Source organism: Pedococcus sp. (assembly GCF_036554925.1).
GTDB lineage: Bacteria > Actinomycetota > Actinomycetes > Actinomycetales > Dermatophilaceae > Pedococcus_A.
In genome coordinates, this window is record NZ_DATBMI010000051.1 from 15,088 (window position 1) to 31,489 (window position 16,402).

Sequence of the window (16,402 nt, forward strand, 5' to 3'; positions counted from 1 at the left end):
ACCGGGAGCCGGCGCCTCAGAGGACGTCGGACAGCAGCGCGCGGACCTCGGCCTCGCGGTACCGCCGGTGTCCACCCAGCGTGCGGATGGAGTTCAGCTTGCCGGCCTTGGCCCAGCGGGTCACCGTCTTGGGGTCCACGCGGAAAAGCGATGCCACCTCAGCTGGGGTGAGCAGCTTCTCGGCCTCAGTGGGGCGAGTGACCATGACGTTCTCCTCAAGTAGTCCAGGCCTCAATAATCGGACAACCGCCGCACATTGGGAACAATCCGTATGGGTGGTCCGTAATGGCCCATAGGGACTAGTCACGCCGAGGGGCAAACGGGGGGAATACGCTGGGTCTGGCGCGTGACCCGCGCCACGTCCACTGCGCACCACCGAGCTCTAGGAGTCACCACCGTGACCGCGTCCTCGTCGCCTACCAGCCCGTTGTCCCAGCACGAGCAGGTCGTGTTCTGCCACGACAAGACCACCGGCCTGCGGGCCATCATCGGGATCTACAGCACGGCCCTCGGGCCGGCGCTCGGCGGGACGAGGTTCTACCCGTACGCCTCGGAGCAGGCCGCCCTCGACGACGTCCTCCGCCTGTCCAGGGGGATGGCGTACAAGAACGCGGTGGCGGGCCTCGACCTCGGCGGCGGCAAGGCCGTCATCATCGGCGACCCGAACACCGACAAGACCCCCGAGCTCCTGCGCGCCTACGGCCGGTTCGTGGAGAGCCTGGGCGGCCGCTACGTCACGGCCTGCGACGTGGGCACGTACGTCGCGGACATGGACATCGTCAGCGAGACCACTCGCTGGGCGACGGGCCGGTCCGAGGCCAAGGGGGGCGCCGGCGACTCCTCGGTGCTCACCGCCTACGGCGTCTTCCAGGGCCAGCGCGCCTGCGCCCAGCACCTGTGGGGCAAGCCGACGCTGGCCGGTCGCACGGTCGGCATCGCCGGTGTCGGCAAGGTGGGTCGTATCCTCACCGGGCACCTCCTCGAGGACGGCGCACGCGTCATCGTCACCGACGTCAACGACAAGGCCGTCGCCGACCTCACCGCCACGTACCCGCAGGTCGAGGTGGCCGCCGACACGACCGCCCTGGTCCGCGCCGACCTCGATGTCTTCGCGCCGTGCGCGCTCGGTGGTGCCCTCGACGACACGACCGTGGAGGCCCTCACCGCCTCGGTCGTCTGCGGTGGCGCCAACAACCAGCTCGTCACCGAGGGTGAGGGCGGCACGGCCGACCGGCTGCGGGAGCGCGGGATCACCTACGCCCCCGACTTCCTGGTGAACGCCGGCGGGGTCATCCAGGTGAGCGACGAGCTCCACGGGTTCGACTTCGAGCGCGCGAAGAAGGGTGCCGCAGCGATCTTCGACCACACCCTCGAGGTGCTCGAGACCGCGGATGCCCGGGGTATCACCCCCGCGGCGGCAGCCGACCGGATCGCCGAGGAGCGCATGGCAGCGGCGCAGGCCGGCGGCATCTGGCTCCCGGCCCGGTAGCCCGCCTGTGTGTCCGGCGCTCCGGGCCTCGTCCCGGCCGCCCGGAGCGTCCGACACCGGCGAGGGCGACGCGAAATTTGCGTCGCTGCGGTAGCGTTGTCCCCACGACACATTCACGATTCCCGGGACCGCTCCGTGGAGTCGAAGGGCCCACGGGCCCTCCGACCGAGCGATGCCGTCCCGGCAGACGCATGAGGGGGTCACGCCATGGGGCGCGGCCGGGCCAAGGCCAAGCAGACCAAGGTCGCTCGGGAGCTGAAGTACTTCTCTCCCAACACCGACCTGAGCGCGCTTGAGCGAGAACTACACGGCGCCACGTACGACCAGCCGGAGCGGGTCTCCGACGACGTCGACGAGGGTGACGACTACGACGAGTACGGAAAGTGGGCCTCGGGTCAGCGGTGACCTGACCTGCTGACTGAACCGTCCCTCATGCGCGGGCCACGTGCCCGTGTCACTGACACCACTCGGTGTGATGACGCGCACCCTCGTGCGGCGGGTCCCGTGTGGCCGCTCATGAGGTGACGGTTCCGGTCAGCGCCAGCACCACGAGCCGGGCCGCGTCCGGACTACTCTCCTCCCCCACCGTGGGCTGGGCCCTGGCTGAAGCCGCTGGTGTGGCTGAGGGGCGGGCGTCTCCACCGCTCGTCCTTCGTGAACCCTCCGTGGTCCCACCGCGACTCGTCCACGACGGGATCGCGGCCGTCCCACTGCGCGTAGCCGTCGAGGTTCCGCTCTGCCGGAGCCGTGCCGATGACCCTCTGGGCGAGGGTGACCAGCACCGGGCGGGGCAGGGCGGCGAGCACGTCGCCCGGTCGGCGTTGCTCCCCCAGGACCATCAGGTGGGCGATCTGCGAGGTGTCCTCCTCGGAGACGTGCTGACCGACGACGAGCTGGTCCCGCACCGCCTGGAGCACGGTCCGCCGGTCCTCCTCGGCCATCTGACCCAGCGCCGCCACGTGCGCCGCCTCGAGGTCCTCCCGCGGGGCCGTGTGCAACAGGTAGCGGTACCTGCGCGCCGTGGGGTCCTCGGACGCCGTGCTGGTGTCCGAGGCCTGCCGCGCGCCCCTCGGCCATCTCACCCGCACGACGGTACTCCGACGGGGTGGGCGTGCCAACGACCCGCGGTCGGGCAGAGCCCAACGGTCAGGGCAGCAGGCTCGAGGGGTCGATGCCCAGCACGACGCACAGGACCCCCAGCCCGACCAGCGAACCGACGACACCCGAACAGGCCCCGACCAGGGCCGGCGGCAGCGCCGTCCCGGGGGCGCGGGCGACGACCCAGGCCGCTCCCAGCGCCACGGACACGCACAGCACCATCGCCACCGCGGTCCCGGCCACGAGTCCTGACGGGTCCGGCGAAGCGTCTGCTTCTGGGCGGACGGCCTCCACCACCGCGACCAGCATGCCGGCCACGGCCCACCAGAGCGTCGCGATGGCGGCCAGGGCCAGTGCACCGATCCACCCGACGACGGCCGCCCACAGCAGCGCGGCCCGCTGGTCGGCCGACCCCGAGGTGCTCGCCTGAGTGCTCATGGGCACAGGGTGGGCCCTCGCGGCGGGCGCGCGCCTGAGTACTGCGACCCAGCCGACCCCGCGCGTGGCCGTGGCCGGAGGCGCGGGCAGGTGCGCCGGCCGCAGCGCTACGGGCCAGGTTCGGAGTCGGGCACGATCCTGTGCAGGTGCTGGTGCCAGGTCTCGTCGAAGCCCGCCATGTCTCCCCGCGGCTCCCGGACCTCGGGCTCGGTGCCGTCCCACGCGGCATACCCGGTGAAGAGCCCGAAGGATGCCTCGCTGGCGATCACCGCCTCCGAGAGGCGAAGGAGGGCGGCGCTGTCGAGGCCGCCCACCACGTACCCCGGCGCTCGGCGCTCCCCGAGCGTGACGAGGTGCGCCAGCCGCGTGATGTCGTCGGGGCCGAGTCGGAGGCCCGCCACGAGCCGTTCCTGGACCGCGGCGAGCACGGCCGCCCGGGTGTCCGGGTCGAGGGCGGGAAGCGCCTCCACGTGGGCGGCCTCGAGGGCATCGGGCGGCGCCGTGCGCAGCAGGAAGCGGTACTGCCGCACGACCGGGTCCTCCGCGTCGGTGCCGAAGGCGTGTGTGGGAGGTGTCACGGCTGCGTCGTCGTCGGCGTTCCCACGGGAACGGTGGATCAGCCCCACGCCCCCACGCTAGGCGCGCCGACGGAGCGCCTCCTCCGGCAGGTGGCGTAGGGCGGCGCCTAGCCCGCCAGCGGGTGCTCGCCCACCACCTGCACCGCCCCTCCCTCGACGCCCTTGGCGCCGTGGACGACCTCGACACCGCCGGCGACGGGCGCCTCGTCCCGCGCGGTGACCTCACCCAGCACCCAGGCCGGTATGCCGCGGGCCTCCAGCGTGCGCGCGGCGAGGTCCGCCTGGTCGGCGGGCAGCGTCGCGACGAAGCCGACGCCCATGTTGAGGGTGCGTTCGAGGTCGGCCCGGGGCACGCGGCCGAGCTCGCCGATGGTGGTGAAGACGGGCGGTGGCGTCCACGTGGCACGGTCGAGCCGGGCGAACACCCCGGCCGGCAGGACCCGGGCGAGGTTGGCCGCCAGGCCGCCCCCGGTGACGTGCGAGAGGGCGTGGACGTCGATGCCGTCGGTGCGGACCAGGTCGAGCAGGTCCGCGGCGTAGACCCGGGTCGGGGTGAGCAGCTCCTCGCCCAGCGTCTGGCCGAACTCGGCCACCTCGCGGTCGAGGCCCCACCCGGCCGCGCCGATCACGCGCCGCACGAGGGAGTACCCGTTGGAGTGCAGCCCGCTCGACCCGAGCGCCAGCACCACGTCACCCGGCACCACGCGGTCCGGCCCGAGCACGTCGGCGTACTCCACGACGCCGGTCGCCGCGCCGGCGACGTCGTACTCGTCCGGCTCGAGCAGCCCCGGGTGCTCGGCGGTCTCGCCACCGACGAGGGCGACGCGGGCCTGCTCGCAGGCGGCCGCGATGCCGGAGACGATGGCCGCGATGCGCTCGGGCACGACCCGGCCGGTGGCGATGTAGTCGGTCATGAACAGCGGCTCGGCGCCGCACACGACGATGTCGTCGACGACCATGCCGACCAGGTCGAAGCCGATGGTGTCGTGGCGGTCGAGCGCCTGCGCGATGGCCACCTTGGTGCCGACGCCGTCGGTGGAGGTGGCCAGCACCGGTCGGGTCATGCCGGCGAGGGCGGAGGCGTCGAACATGCCGGCGAAGCCGCCGAGGCCGCCGATGACCTCCGGCCGGGTGGCACGTCGGACCGAGGCCTTCATCATCTCGACGGCACGGTCACCGGCCTCGACGTCGACCCCTGCTGCGGCATACGTGATCGGCTCACTCACGCGAGCAGCCTAGCCGCCCCGCCACCCGCCTCCCGGTCGAGGTAAAAACGCCGGGAAACCCCGGCGTTTTTACCTCGACCGGGAAGAGGGAAGAGGGAGGGGGGTGAGGGGTCAGGGGCGGGTCAGGGCGTCCGCCGCGCCGCCGGCGACACCGGTGGCCACGCCCTCGACGTCGAGCGGCAGCGTCTCGAAGAGGTTCTTGCCCAGGCGGCTCTCGTCCGGCAGCTCGACGGGGTAGACACCTGTGAAGCAGGCGGTGCAGAGCTGGTCGCGCGCCTGCTCGGTCGCCGCGATCATGCCCTCCTCGCTGATGTAGCCCAGCGAGTCCGCGCCGATCGAGGTGCAGACCTCCTCGACACCGATGCCGGTCGCGATCAGCTCGGCCCGGGTCGCGAAGTCGATGCCGTAGAAGCACGGCCAGCGCACGGGCGGGGAGGAGATCCGCACGTGGACCTCGGCGGCCCCGGCCTCCCGCAGCATCCGCACCAGCGCACGCTGGGTGTTGCCGCGCACGATCGAGTCGTCCACCACGACGAGCCGCTTGCCCTTGATGACCTCGCGGAGGGGGTTGAGCTTGAGCCGGATGCCCAGCTGGCGGATCGTCTGGGACGGGGCGATGAAGGTGCGCCCGACGTAGGAGTTCTTGACCAGGCCCTGCCCGTAGGGGATGCCTGACTCCTGGGCGTAGCCGATGGCCGCCGGGGTACCGGACTCCGGGGTCGGCATGACCATGTCGGCCTCGACGGGGTGCTCGCGGGCGAGGGTCCTGCCCATCTCGACCCGCGACTCGTGCACACCGCGGCCGTTGATGGTGGTGTCGGGACGGGCGAGGTAGACGTACTCGAAGACGCAGCCCTTGCGCGCGGGCTCGGCGAAGCGCTGCGAGCGCAGGCCGTCCTCGTCGATCGCGATGAGCTCGCCGGGCTCGACCTCGCGGATCAGCGAGGCGCCGACGATGTCGAGCGCGGCGGTCTCGGAGGCCACGACCCAGCCCCGCTCGAGGCGACCGAGCACCAGCGGACGGATCCCCTGGGGGTCGCGCGCGGCATACAGGGTGTGCTCGTCCATGAACACGAAGCAGAACGCGCCCCGCAGCCGGGGCAGCACGTCGAGGGCGGCCGCCTCCAGCGAGCGGTCCGGGTCGTCGGACAGCAGGGCCGTGACCAGGGCGGTGTCGGTGGTGTTGCCGCGACGGAGCTCGCCGCCCTCGGCACCGTAGCCGTCCCGGCGGCGTGCCTCGACGAGGTCGCGCAGCTCCGCCGAGTTGATCAGGTTGCCGTTGTGGGTCAGCGCGACGGTGCTCTGCTCGTGGCCCCCGAGCGTCGGTTGCGCGTTCTCCCAGGTCGACCCACCGGTGGTCGAGTAGCGGCAGTGACCCACCGCGACGTGGCCCTTGAGGGAGCCGAGCGAGCGCTCGTCGAAGACCTGCGAGACCAGCCCCATGTCCTTGTAGACGAGGATGCTGCGGCCGTCGGAGGTCGCGATGCCGGCCGACTCCTGCCCGCGGTGCTGCAGCGCGTACAGCCCGTAGTAGGCCAGCTTGGCGACGTCCTCGCCCGGAGCCCAGACGCCGAAGACACCGCAGGCGTCCTGCGGTCCCTTCTCGCCGGGAAGGAGGTCGTGTGAGAGGCGTCCATCTCCGCGTGCCACGTGCGTCAGTCTCGCACAGCGCCCGGCCCGTCAGCCGCGGCGGTCCAGCAGCACGGCGACCACGCCGGCCAGCATCGTGCCGATCGCCGCCCCGAAGACGCCGAGGTAGGCCACGGCCGCCCCCTCGCCGTAGCCCGGGGCCTGGTCGCCGACGAAGGCCGCGGCCGAGCCGACGACGAAGCCGAGGATCGCGCCCGTCACGAGGAAGCGGGCGAAGTTGGGGGTGCGGCGGGGGCTGCTCACGCCCGCAACGCTACCCGCGCGGTGGGACCATGGAGGTGCAGGGGGACCCATCCGGGAGGTGCTTCGACATCGAATGACCCCCGTGAAGAGCGTCCATGACAGCCGATGGCCGTATGCCGCGTCCGGGGCCCTCGCGGCCGTTGCCGGCATCGCGGCGGGGCACCTCGTCGCCGCCCTGGTGAGCCCCGCAGCCTCTCCCGTGCTGGCGGTGGGCTCCGCGGTGATCGACGCGACGCCGACCCCCGTCAAGGAGTGGGCTGTCGCCACGTTCGGCACGGCCGACAAGCCGATCCTGGTCGGCGGCATCAGCGTGGTGACCCTCCTGCTGGCCGCGGCCATCGGCCTGGTGGCCCGCCGGCGCCTCGGCGTGGCCCTCGTGCTGCTCGTCGTGCTCACCGGCCTCGCCGGCACGGCCGCCCTCCTCCAGCCCACCGCCGCCCCCGTGGACGTCCTGCCCGGGCTCGCGGCCGCCGCTGTCGGGGTGGCCACCCTCTGGTGGCTCGTGCGGCTGGTGGCGCCGTCCACCGTGACCACCCCCGTCTCCACGACACGACCCGCCGACGCGCCGACCACGCTCGGCGAGACCGCGTCGGAGGCGGTCTCCCCCGGCGCGACACCCCGCCGCAGCTTCCTGCTCGGCGCCGCGGGCGTCACCGCCGGGGCGGCCGTCGCCGGCGCCCTCGGGCAGAAGCTCGCCAGCAACACCGCGGTCCCGACCGCCGCCGACCTCCCGGCCCCGCAGCTGCGGCTGGACCCGCTGCCGACCGGCCTGGAGAAGCGGGTCCGCGGGCTGAGCCCGTTCCGCACCCCGATCTCGTCCTTCTACCGGGTGGACACCTCGCTGATCATCCCGCGCGTCGACGCGGACTCGTGGACCGTCGAGATCGACGGCGCCGTGGACAACCCCTTCAGCCTGACCTACGCGGAGCTGCTCGCCCTGCCCATGATCGAGCGCGACATCACCCTGACGTGCGTCAGCAACGAGGTGGGCGGCGGCTACGTCAGCTCCGCGCGCTGGCTCGGCGTGCGGGTGCGCGACCTCCTCGAGCGCGCGGGCGTCCGCAGCGGCGTCGACCAGGTGCTCAGCACCTCCACGACGGGGTTCACCATCTCGACCCCCATCCAGGCCCTCACCGACGACCGCGACGCCCTGCTGGCGGTGGCCATGAACGGCCAGCCGCTCCCACCGCGCCACGGCTTCCCGGCCCGGCTCGTCACGCCGGGTCTCTACGGGTTCGTCGGCTCGACCAAGTGGTTGGCCAAGCTCACCGCCACCACCTACGCCGACGAGAAGGCGTACTGGACCGAGCGCGACTGGGCCACTGACGCCCCCGTGCTCACCCAGTCGCGCATCGACACACCGACCGGGCTCCAGACCGTCAAGGCAGGACGGACCCTGCCGATCGGCGGGGTCGCCTGGGCACAGGGCCGGGGCATCAAGGGCGTCGAGGTCCGCGTGGACGACGGCGACTGGAGGCCCGCGACGATGGGGCCGGACGCGGGCATCGACTACTGGCGCCAGTGGTACGTCATGTGGACACCCGAGGCCGGAGAGGAACGCCGGACCCTGACGGTCCGCGCGACCGACAACACGGGCGCGGTGCAGACCGAGCAGAAGTCCACGCCGTTCCCCAAGGGTGCCACCGGGTGGCACTCGGTCGTCGTCTTCGTCGAGACGTGACGTCCGCGCCGTCGGAGAACAACCGTGGAGAGAACTTCCAGAAATGCGAAATAGATTGTGACACAAGGCAATCCGGCCAAGCAGAGGCACCGAACACCAGGTGTAAGCAGTCCCGACCAAGGAGCACACCTCAGATGACTTTCATCCGGCGCAGCGCCATTGCTGCCATCGCCCTCTCGCTTCCCCTCGGCCTCGCTGCCTGCGGCGGCTCCGCCGACTCGTCGGAGTCTGCGGCCTCCTCCAGCAGCTCGTCCTCGAGCGCGCCGACCACCTCCGACTCCATGACCAGCGACAGCATGGGCACCGAGCCGTTCGGCGCCGGCTGCGCAGCCGTCCCGAAGGACGGCAAGGGGTCGTTCGCCGGCATGGCCACCGACCCGGTCGCCACCGCCGCCAGCAACAACCCCGTCCTGTCCACGCTCGTCTCCGCCGTCGGCGAGGCCGGCCTGGCCGAGACGCTGAACACCACCCAGGACATCACGGTGTTCGCCCCGACCAACGACGCCTTCGCGGCCGTCCCGAAGGAGACGCTCGACGCGGCGATGAAGGACCCGAAGGGGCTGCTCACCAAGGTGCTCACCAACCACGTCGTGCAGGGCAAGCTGAGCCCCGACAAGTTGGCCGGCGAGCACAAGACCCTCGCGGGCACCACCATCACGGTCAAGGGCTCCGGTGAGGACTTCACCGTCCAGGACGCCAAGGTCGTGTGTGGCAACGTGCAGACCGCCAACGCGACGGTCTACATCATCGACGGCGTGCTGCTTCCCCAGTAGGGCGGAAGATCAGACATCATGGTCGTCATGTCGGCGTTCTCCCCGGGCCACCCAGCGTCCGGGGAGAGCGCTGCCCTCGGCCAGCCCGACCTGGGCCACCTCCTGAAGGCATCGGCCCGAGGCGACGAGCGCGCGTTCGCCGAGCTCTACGACGCCTCGTCGTCCCGGCTCTACGGACTGGTGCTGCGAGTCGTCCGCGACCCGGCCCAGTCGGAGGAGGTCACCCAGGAGGCCTTCCTCGAGATCTGGCGAAGCTGTGCCCGGTTCGACCCCGACAAGGGCAGCCCGATCAGCTGGATGATGACCATCGCGCACCGCAAGGCCGTTGACCGCGTGCGCTCGGCCGAGGCCGCGACGCGACGCGACCAGACCTACGAACGGGCCAGCCGGGAGCGCGACTACGACGTCACCGCCGAGCAGGCCGAACGCGACCTCGAGGCCCAGCGCGTGCGCCGCGCCATGGAGTCGCTCACCGAGACCCAGCGAGGCGCTGTCCAGCTGGCGTACTTCGGCGGCTACACCCACACCGAGGTGGCCGCCCTCCTGGGGATCCCACTCGGGACCGCCAAGACCCGGATCAGGGACGGCCTGATCCGTCTACGAGACACCTTGGGAATGCAGTCATGAACGCCGACATCCACGGGCTCAGCGGCGCCTACGCCGTCGACGCGCTCGACGACGTCGAGCGGGCCGAGTTCGAAAGCCACCTGGCGCAGTGCCCGGAGTGCCGGGCCGAGGTCGAGAGCCTCCGCGCCGCGGCCGTCCAGCTGACGCGCGTCACGGCGACGACTGCTCCCGACTCGCTGCGTGCGTCGGTGCTCGACCAGATCAAGACGGTCCGCCCCCTGCCCCCGCTCACCCCGCCTGCCGACACCGGTGACACCACGGAGGGCCACCGCCCGGTCGCAGGGGTCGTCACGCTGGAGTCCCGTCGCTGGCGCTCGCCCGTGACGTGGCTGGTGGCGGCGGCGGCCGCGGCCGTGCTGGCCATCGGCGGCCTGGTCTGGAGCCCGTGGAGCAGCGACCAGCCGCAGCAGCCCCCCACCGCCACCGAGCAGGTGATCCGGGCCAAGGACGCGCAGCGCTACGAGAAGGTCATCGACGGCGCCCGGGCGACGATCGTGCGCAGCCCCTCCCTCGGCAAGGCCGTCATCATCGCCGACAACATGCCGGCGGCACCCGACGGCAAGGACTTCCAGGTGTGGTTCCAGAACCCCGACGGCGAGATGGTCAGCGCCGGCCTGATGCCGCACGAGGCCCGGCCGTCCGTGAGCATGGTCCTCGACGGCGACGCCTCCAAGTACACCGGCGTCGGCATCACGCTCGAGCCTGCCGGCGGCTCCCCGGCGCCGACGAGCGAGCCGATCGCCCTCTTCGAGTTCAGCTGACGCGGCCCGCCCGAGCGGCCCGCCCGAGCGGCCGCCCGAGCGGCCCGCCCGAGCGGGTCGACCGGGCGGGTCAGCCGAGCGGGTCGACCGAGCGGGTCGACCGAGCGGGTCAGCCGAGCAGCCGCGAGGCGACCTCCTCGAGCACCGCGACGTCACCGGCATACACACCGTCGGGCCGGGGCCAGTGGGTGATGACGTCGGTGAACCCGAGGTCTCCCGCACGCCCGGCCATCTCCTCGAACAGCTCTGCGCTGTCCAGCGAGTACACCGGGGAGCTGTCCAGCAGCAGGTAGCGGTCGATGGAGGTGGCCTCGCGCCCGGCGTCCGCGAGGGTGTGGTCGAGGCGCAGTGACAGCTCGGCGACGCCGGACCACCACTCCTCCAGGGTGTCGGCACGCCCACCCGTCGTCACCCACCCTGCCCCGTGGGCCGCGGCAAGCCGCAGGGAGCGCGGACCATTCGCCGCGATGACGAAGGGAATCCGCGGCTGCTGGACCGGCCCCGGCAGGGTGCGCGCGTCGGCTGCCCGGTAGAAGGCGCCGTCGTGCTCGACGTGGTCCTCGCGGAGCAGCCGGTCGAGCAGCTCGGTGAACTCGTGGAAGCGGTCGACCCGCTGGCGGACGGTCAGGGCATCGCCGAGGATGCGCGAGTCGAGGTCGCCGCCGGTGCCGAGACCGCAGATGAGGCGGCCGCCGGAGATGTCGTCGAGCGCCAGCAGGTCGCGCAGGAACGTCACCGGGTGCCGGTAGTTGGGAGACGAGACGAGGGTCCCGAGGCCGACCCGCCCGGTGACCAGGGCCGCCGCGGTCAGGGTGGGCGTCGTGCCGAACCACGGGGCGTCGGGCAGGCCCGCCCACACGAGGTGGTCGTACGTCCAGGCGTGGTCGAAGCCCATCTCCTCGGCGGCCCGCCACAGCGGCGCCGCCTCGGCCCAGCGGTGCTCCGGCAGGATCGTCAGGCCATAGCGCATGCGGTGAGGGTATGCCGCGGGCCCGGCCCCGCGGCATACGGCACCTGCCTGCGTGGGAGGCTGGGCGCCATGAAGGCCACGATCCTGCACGCCCCCGGCGACATCCGCGTCGAGGAGGTCCCCGACCCGCAGGTCCAGAAGCCGACCGACGCGCTGGTGCGGGTCACCGCGGCGTGCGTGTGCGGCAGCGACCTGTGGCCCTACCGCGGGATCAACGAGGTGCGGCGGCCGCGGCGGATCGGCCACGAGTTCGTCGGCATCGTCGAGGAGGTCGGCGCGGAGGTGCGCAGCCTGCGCCCCGGCGACTTCGTCATCGCGCCGTTCCTCTACAGCGACAACACCTGCCCGCACTGCCAGGTCGGCATGCAGAGCGCGTGCGCCAACGGCGGCGGCTGGGGCCACAAGGACGCCGACGGGCTCATGGTGGACGCCGGCCAGGGCGAGTACGTGCGGGTGCCGCTGGCCGACGGCACACTCGTGGCGACCCGCGAGGTGCCCGACGACGACCTCGTGCCGTCGCTGCTGACCCTCTCCGACGTCATGGGCACCGGCTGGCACGCCGCCGTCTCGGCGGGGGTGCGCGAGGGCGACACCGTGGTGGTCGTCGGCGACGGCGCGGTCGGCCTGTGCGGCGTGCTCGCCGCCTCCCGGATGGGGGCGGAGCGGATCATCGCGATGTCGCGCCACCAACAGCGCCAGCTCATCGCCCGTGACTTCGGCGCCACCGACCTCGTGGCCACCCGCGGCGAGGAGGGCGAGGCCGAGGTCCTCGAGCTGACGGCGGGCGTGGGCGCCGACGCCGTGCTCGAGTGCGTCGGCACCGGCGAGGCCATGGCGACGGCGATCGCGGTGGCCCGGCCGGGCGCAACCGTTGGCTACGTCGGGGTTCCGCACGGCGTGGAGCTGCCGATCGGCGACATGTTCGGGCGCAACGTCGCGGTCGCTGGTGGCGTGGCCCCAGTGCGGCAGTACCTCCCCCAGCTGCGCGACGACGTGCTCGCCGAGGTCGTCATCCCCGGCGTCGTCTTCGACCACGAGGTGCCACTCGAGCGCGCCGCCGAGGCCTACGCGGCCATGGACGAGCGGCGGGCAGTCAAGTCGCTCATCCGCCCCTGAGGGGTGCCGGCGTGGAGGCGGAGTTCGTCGACGACGGCCACGGCGGGACCGTCGTCATGCTCGATGGCCAGCCGCAGTCCCACGTCGACCTCGCCGACCCGGGCAGCCTCCTCTTCGAGTACGTCAACCACTTCGGTCTCGTCCTCGACACCCTGCCCGAGGGCACGTTGGCGGTCACCCATGTGGGCGGCGCGGGGCTGACGTTCCCCCGCTACGTCCAGCACGCCCGGCCGGGCTCACCACAGGTCGTCCTCGAGCCCGACACCGCCCTCACCGAGGCCGTCCGCCGGGAGCTCCCGCTGCCGCGGGGGCACCGGATCAGGGTTCGGCCGGTCGACGGCCGCAGCGGGGTGGCGGCCCTGCGGGACGCCAGCGCCGACGTCGTGGTCCTCGACGCGTATGCCGCGGGGCGGATGCCCGCGGACCTGTCCACCGTCGAGTTCCTCACCGACGTGCGGCGCGTCCTTCGACCGGGCGGCCTGCTGATGGCCAACGTCACCGACGAGCCGACCCGCGAGCACCTGCGCCGCTGGTACGCCGCACTCGACAGCGTGTTCCCCGAGACCGCCGCGGTCGCCCTCGTCGAGGTGTGGAAGCGGCGCCGGTTCGGCAACCACGTGGTGTTGGGGTCGACGGCGGCACTTGACCTGCCGGCCCTGACCCGCGCCGTGGCCCGGTGCCCGTTCCCGAGCTCGTTGCGGACCGGGGAGGAGCTCGCCCGCCTCCTGGCGGGGGGTCGCGCGTACGTCGACGGCGACACCGACCTCTCGCCCGAGCCGCCGCCCCGCGACGGCTGGCGGCTGCGCTGATCGCGGGGCCCCGGCAGGATGGGGCGCATGACCGCCGTGAGCCTTCCCGCGCCCCGCACTCCCGACCCGATGGAGGCGCCCCCGCTCCGCTGGGGGGTCCTCGGGCCGGGCAACATCGCCCGCAGCTTCGCGGAGGCCCTGCGCGACGGCACCCGCCAGGTGGTGACGGCGGTCGGCTCACGCAGCCTGGAGCGGGCGCGTTCCTTCGCCGACGACGTCGGGGCGCGCGCGGCGTACGGCTCGTACGAGGAGCTGGTCGCCGACCCGCAGGTCGACGTCGTCTATGTCGCCACACCGCACTCGGAGCACCGTGAGCACGCCCTGCTCGCGATCGAGGCGGGAAAGCCGGTCCTGGTCGAGAAGGCCTTCACCCGCAACGCCGCCGAGGCCCGCGAGGTGCTCGACGCGGCTGCGTCCCGCGGACTGTTCGCCATGGAGGCGATGTGGTCTCGCTTCCTGCCCCACATGGACGTCGTGCGCCGCGCGCTCGAGGACGGAGTGCTCGGCGAGGTGCACACCGTCATGGCGGACCACGGCCAGCAGCTCTACCCGGACGGGCCCGAGCGGCTGGCGTCCCCGCACCTGGCCGGCGGGGCGCTCCTCGACCTCGGGATCTACCCGCTCTCGTTCGCCGGCCTCGTCCTCGGTGTGTTCGAGGACATCACCGCCACGGGGACGCTGACGCTCGAGGGGGTCGACGCGCAGGTCAGCATCGCCGTCACCACGTCCTCCGGCGCCCACGGACTGCTCGGCACGTCCATGCTCACCAAGACCCCGACGACGGCGGCCGTGTGCGGCACCCGCGGGCGCATCGAGATCGACGGCGACTTCTACGGCCCCAACACCGTCCGGCTGCGCGGCACGGGCATCGACGCCGACGTCGTCGACACCTTCGAGCCGCACGAGGGCGACATGCACCGCGGCCTGCGCTACGAGGCCGCCGAGGTGGCGCGCTGCATGCACGAAGGCGCCAGGGAGTCGGCGCTGATGCCGCACGCCGAGACCCTGCGGCTCATGGAGGCGATGGACGAGGTCCGCCGCCAGGTCGGGGTGCGCTACCCGGGCGAGTGAGTACCTGGGAACGGCGGTCTGCAGCCGTGGGGGAACCGCAACAGGTAGTCCTGCCCCTCGGGGCCCATCTCCCAGAACATCCCAGCGTCGCTGACCTTGGTCACCGTCCTTCCGGGCCAATGACGTGACGCGTCGACGTCACGGATCATCTGCTCGGCCACTGCGCGCTGCTCCGGGCTGGTGCAGAAGATCTCTGAGCGATAGAGCGAACCCACCACGTCTTCCTTGAGGTCGGGTCGGTGGACGAGGAAGAACACGTCGAGCAACCCTCGGAACGAGAGCCGCTCAGGATCGAAGACGACTTCCACGACCTCGGCGTGACCGCCACTGTCCTCTTCGGTCGGATGCTCGTTCTCGCCACCCATGAAGCCCGTCCGAGTGGAGATGACCCCTTCGGGTTGGCGCAGCAGCTGTTGCATGACCCACGCGCATCCACCCGCGAGAACCGCGGTCTCAGCCGTGTCACCCATGGCCGGCTCCGTCCATCGCCGCAACGACACGAGGCTACGTCCGACCGCGCCACCCGTTCAACGCGCCGCCCGTCGACAGAACGGCACGTCCGCACGCCGTCTTAAGACGCCGTTGTCGGACGCCGCTGTCAGGCGCCGTTGTCAGACGAGAGGCAGGTAGGGGGCGAGGTCCGCGCGGTGGCCGCTCACCCGGAGCGCGCCGGACTCCCACGCCTGCTCCCACTCGAGCCGGCCCACGACGAGGGCGAGCCAGGTGGCCGCGTCGGTCTCGACGACGTTGGGCGGGGTGCCGCGGGCGTGCACCTGCCCGGCGATGCACTGCACCGCCCCGAAGGGCGGCACCCGCACCTCGACGCTGCGACCCGGGGCCCGCTGGGCGAGCTCCTCGAGCGCGTAGCGCACGGCGGTCGCGAGGACGGTGCGCTCGACCGCGCCGTCCTCGTCACGCCACTGGCGCACCGCGGTGGCGCCGGCGTCGACGGGCACCCGGCGGCGCGGCGGCATACCCGACCTCGCCCTCAGGCTCCGAAGACGGCGGGGAGGGTGCGCGTGTGCGCCTCGCGCAGCTCGGCCAGCGTCACGGCGAACCGGCCCTGCACGTCGAGCCCGTCGGTGGCGTCGTCGACGACGCCGATGCGCGCGTGCACCTGCCCGCGGGCGGTGCACATGTCGGTGAAGCGCACCTCCTCCGAGCGCGGCACGGCGACGACGACCCGAGCGGTGGACTCGCTGAACAGCGCGGTGAACGCGTCGATCCCGTCACGCTCGCAGACCTCCTCGAGCCAGATGCGCGCCCCGACGCCGTGGCGCAGCGTCGCCTCCGCCAGCGCGACGGCGAGGCCGCCGTCGGACAGGTCGTGAGCGGCGTCGCCGAGGCCGTCGCGGCTGGCGTTGACGAGGATCTCGCCGAGCAGCTTCTCGGAGGCGAGGTCGACCTTCGGCGGGCAGCCGCCGAGGTGGCCGTGGCGCACGTGCGCCCACTCACCGCCGTCGAGCTCCTCCCCCGTCGTGCCGAGCAGGTAGATGACCTGGCCCGGCGCCTTCCACCCGCTCGGGGTGCGGCGGGCGACGTCGTCCATCACGCCGAGGACGCCGATGACCGGGGTCGGGTGGATCGCCGTCTCACCGGTCTGGTTGTAGAACGAGACGTTGCCGCCTGTGACGGGGATACCGAGCTCGCGGCAGCCCTCGGCGATGCCCTTGACGGCCTGCTCGAACTGCCACATCACGCCCGGGTCCTCAGGCGAGCCGAAGTTGAGGCAGTCGGTGATCGCCAGCGGGGTCGCTCCCACGGTGGCGACGTTGCGGTAGGCCTCGGCGAGCGCGAGCTGCGCCCCGGCATACGGGTCGAGCTTGGCGAAGCGCCCGTTGCAGTCGGTGCTGACCGCCACGCCGCGGCCGG

The 16,402-nt window shown here is 72.7% G+C and carries 21 protein-coding genes; 9 read left to right on the plus strand and 12 right to left on the minus strand.

Translation table 11 applies throughout. From position 1 onward, the window contains the following. Positions 1 to 16: 16 nt before the first annotated feature. A complete protein-coding gene (locus tag VIB11_RS04155; protein ID WP_332028644.1) occupies positions 17 to 205 on the minus strand; it encodes a BldC family transcriptional regulator in 189 nt (62 codons plus the stop codon). Positions 206 to 397: 192 nt separating this feature from the next. Between VIB11_RS04155 and VIB11_RS04160 the strand changes: the two genes are divergently transcribed. Then, entirely contained in the window at positions 398 to 1,489 is a 1,092-nt protein-coding gene (locus tag VIB11_RS04160; RefSeq protein WP_332028646.1) for a Glu/Leu/Phe/Val dehydrogenase dimerization domain-containing protein, read from the plus strand. 207 nt (positions 1,490 to 1,696) lie between these two features. Next, complete coding sequence (locus VIB11_RS04165) at positions 1,697 to 1,894, plus strand: DUF3073 domain-containing protein (protein ID WP_332028647.1); 198 nt, start codon at positions 1,697 to 1,699, stop codon at positions 1,892 to 1,894. A gap of 164 nt (positions 1,895 to 2,058) precedes the next feature. Here the strand turns inward: VIB11_RS04165 and VIB11_RS04170 are convergent, their stop codons facing one another. From VIB11_RS04170 to VIB11_RS04195, 6 genes are all read right to left on the minus strand, one after another. After that, positions 2,059 to 2,571 carry a hypothetical protein gene (locus VIB11_RS04170; RefSeq protein ID WP_332028649.1) on the minus strand — a complete coding sequence of 171 codons (513 nt, stop codon included), beginning with the start codon at positions 2,569 to 2,571 and terminating at the stop codon, positions 2,059 to 2,061. Positions 2,572 to 2,635: 64 nt separating this feature from the next. Beyond that, a complete protein-coding gene (locus VIB11_RS04175) occupies positions 2,636 to 3,025 on the minus strand; it encodes a hypothetical protein (RefSeq protein ID WP_332028651.1) in 390 nt (129 codons plus the stop codon). A gap of 107 nt (positions 3,026 to 3,132) precedes the next feature. Beyond that, the gene (locus VIB11_RS04180; protein WP_332028653.1) at positions 3,133 to 3,651 is read right to left on the minus strand and encodes a hypothetical protein; all 519 of its coding nucleotides are present in this window, start codon (positions 3,649 to 3,651) and stop codon (positions 3,133 to 3,135) included. A 59-nt stretch (positions 3,652 to 3,710) separates the two neighbouring features. Next, positions 3,711 to 4,829: a phosphoribosylformylglycinamidine cyclo-ligase gene (purM, locus tag VIB11_RS04185; protein WP_332028655.1), complete on the minus strand. Its 1,119-nt coding sequence runs from the start codon at positions 4,827 to 4,829 to the stop codon at positions 3,711 to 3,713. A gap of 111 nt (positions 4,830 to 4,940) precedes the next feature. Further along, on the minus strand, positions 4,941 to 6,479 hold the full coding sequence (gene purF / locus VIB11_RS04190) for an amidophosphoribosyltransferase (RefSeq protein ID WP_332028657.1): 1,539 nt from the start codon (positions 6,477 to 6,479) through the stop codon (positions 4,941 to 4,943). A 30-nt stretch (positions 6,480 to 6,509) separates the two neighbouring features. Continuing rightward, positions 6,510 to 6,722 (minus strand): hypothetical protein, encoded by a 213-nt coding sequence (locus tag VIB11_RS04195; RefSeq protein ID WP_332028659.1) that lies wholly within the window; start codon positions 6,720 to 6,722, stop codon positions 6,510 to 6,512. A gap of 82 nt (positions 6,723 to 6,804) precedes the next feature. Here VIB11_RS04195 and VIB11_RS04200 point away from each other — a divergent pair, with 82 nt between their 5' ends. Beyond that, the gene (locus VIB11_RS04200; protein WP_332028661.1) at positions 6,805 to 8,403 is read left to right on the plus strand and encodes a molybdopterin-dependent oxidoreductase; all 1,599 of its coding nucleotides are present in this window, start codon (positions 6,805 to 6,807) and stop codon (positions 8,401 to 8,403) included. Positions 8,404 to 8,533: 130 nt separating this feature from the next. On the opposite strand, the gene VIB11_RS04205 is transcribed toward VIB11_RS04200, so the two are convergent. Beyond that, complete coding sequence (locus VIB11_RS04205; protein WP_332028663.1) at positions 8,534 to 8,686, minus strand: hypothetical protein; 153 nt, start codon at positions 8,684 to 8,686, stop codon at positions 8,534 to 8,536. Here VIB11_RS04205 and VIB11_RS04210 point away from each other — a divergent pair. Genes VIB11_RS04210 through VIB11_RS04220 form a run of 3 tightly spaced genes read left to right on the plus strand, consistent with a single transcriptional unit; the run spans position 8,685 to position 10,564 of the window. Further along, a complete protein-coding gene (locus VIB11_RS04210) occupies positions 8,685 to 9,176 on the plus strand; it encodes a fasciclin domain-containing protein (RefSeq protein WP_332028665.1) in 492 nt (163 codons plus the stop codon). The two genes, VIB11_RS04205 and VIB11_RS04210, sit on opposite strands and share 2 nt — an antisense overlap. 27 nt (positions 9,177 to 9,203) lie before the next feature. After that, a complete protein-coding gene (sigK, locus tag VIB11_RS04215) occupies positions 9,204 to 9,803 on the plus strand; it encodes an ECF RNA polymerase sigma factor SigK (protein ID WP_332028667.1) in 600 nt (199 codons plus the stop codon). Further along, positions 9,800 to 10,564, plus strand: coding sequence for an anti-sigma factor (locus tag VIB11_RS04220; RefSeq protein ID WP_332028669.1), 765 nt, complete (start codon positions 9,800 to 9,802; stop codon positions 10,562 to 10,564). The genes sigK and VIB11_RS04220 overlap by 4 nt, the downstream gene beginning before the upstream one ends. A 109-nt stretch (positions 10,565 to 10,673) precedes the next feature. Here VIB11_RS04220 and VIB11_RS04225 read toward each other — a convergent pair whose 3' ends face one another. Continuing rightward, entirely contained in the window at positions 10,674 to 11,534 is an 861-nt protein-coding gene (locus VIB11_RS04225) for an LLM class flavin-dependent oxidoreductase (protein WP_332028670.1), read from the minus strand. A 69-nt stretch (positions 11,535 to 11,603) separates the two neighbouring features. Between VIB11_RS04225 and VIB11_RS04230 the strand changes: the two genes are divergently transcribed. From VIB11_RS04230 to VIB11_RS04240, 3 genes are read left to right on the plus strand one after another with little or no spacing between them, the layout of a single operon-like run. Beyond that, positions 11,604 to 12,650, plus strand: coding sequence for a zinc-dependent alcohol dehydrogenase family protein (locus tag VIB11_RS04230; RefSeq protein WP_332028672.1), 1,047 nt, complete (start codon positions 11,604 to 11,606; stop codon positions 12,648 to 12,650). An 11-nt stretch (positions 12,651 to 12,661) separates the two neighbouring features. Continuing rightward, positions 12,662 to 13,459, plus strand: a complete 798-nt coding sequence (locus tag VIB11_RS04235; protein WP_332028674.1) for a fused MFS/spermidine synthase — start codon at positions 12,662 to 12,664, stop codon at positions 13,457 to 13,459. A 27-nt stretch (positions 13,460 to 13,486) separates the two neighbouring features. Beyond that, positions 13,487 to 14,530 (plus strand): Gfo/Idh/MocA family oxidoreductase, encoded by a 1,044-nt coding sequence (locus VIB11_RS04240; protein WP_332028675.1) that lies wholly within the window; start codon positions 13,487 to 13,489, stop codon positions 14,528 to 14,530. On the opposite strand, the gene VIB11_RS04245 is transcribed toward VIB11_RS04240, so the two are convergent. From VIB11_RS04245 to VIB11_RS04255, 3 genes are all read right to left on the minus strand, one after another. Then, on the minus strand, positions 14,515 to 15,000 hold the full coding sequence (locus VIB11_RS04245) for a peptide-methionine (S)-S-oxide reductase (RefSeq protein WP_332028677.1): 486 nt from the start codon (positions 14,998 to 15,000) through the stop codon (positions 14,515 to 14,517). The two genes, VIB11_RS04240 and VIB11_RS04245, sit on opposite strands and share 16 nt — an antisense overlap. Positions 15,001 to 15,141: 141 nt before the next feature. Continuing rightward, positions 15,142 to 15,504 (minus strand): sterol carrier family protein, encoded by a 363-nt coding sequence (locus VIB11_RS04250; RefSeq protein ID WP_332028679.1) that lies wholly within the window; start codon positions 15,502 to 15,504, stop codon positions 15,142 to 15,144. Positions 15,505 to 15,518: 14 nt separating this feature from the next. After that, positions 15,519 to 16,402 (minus strand): AIR synthase related protein (locus VIB11_RS04255; protein ID WP_332028681.1); only part of this gene is annotated, 884 nt, incomplete at its 5' end.